This window comes from Corynebacterium sp. HMSC056E09 (genome assembly GCF_001813425.1).
In the GTDB taxonomy this organism is placed as follows: domain Bacteria; phylum Actinomycetota; class Actinomycetes; order Mycobacteriales; family Mycobacteriaceae; genus Corynebacterium; species Corynebacterium hesseae.
Genome location: NZ_KV812490.1, coordinates 362,292 through 362,760, shown reverse-complemented (window position 1 = coordinate 362,760; position 469 = coordinate 362,292). Strand labels below are relative to the sequence as shown.

Sequence of the window (469 nt, the reverse complement as noted above, 5' to 3'; positions counted from 1 at the left end):
AGTGACCTCTTCCGTGTCAGGGAAGCGCTCTCCCGCTGAGCTAAACGCGCTCACAGCACCCGAAGTTGGGCGCCAGCTTTTGAGGTGGAAACGGGAATCGAACCCGTGTGCACGGTTTTGCAGACCGTTGCCTCACCACTCGGCCATTCCACCGTGGCGATACCGCCTCACACACTACATGTGCTGGAGCGGATGACGAGACTCGAACTCGCGACCCTCACCTTGGCAAGGTGATGCGCTACCAACTGCGCTACATCCGCGCGACAAACCGGAGTTCGTCACGGAGTCCGTAAGGAACTCCCTGTGCGCGATACTGGGATTGAACCAGTGACCTCTTCCGTGTCAGGGAAGCGCTCTCCCACTGAGCTAATCGCGCTTATCCATTTATCAAGGCTATTTACTTGCTCGAGATTCCCTCTAGCATCAAGAAAGCCTTGGAGCGGATGACGAGACTCGAACTCGCGACCCT

At 57.1% G+C, this 469-nt stretch carries 3 tRNA genes; all 3 read right to left on the bottom strand.

Annotated elements, in window-relative coordinates:
- Positions 1-82: 82 nt before the first annotated feature.
- Positions 83-153, bottom strand: a tRNA-Cys gene (locus HMPREF2912_RS04645).
- 31 nt (positions 154-184) lie between these two features.
- Positions 185-260 (bottom strand) — tRNA-Gly (locus tag HMPREF2912_RS04640).
- Between the two features lie 44 nt (positions 261-304).
- Positions 305-376: transfer RNA gene (locus tag HMPREF2912_RS04635), tRNA-Val, on the bottom strand.
- Between the last annotated feature and the right edge of the window lie 93 nt (positions 377-469).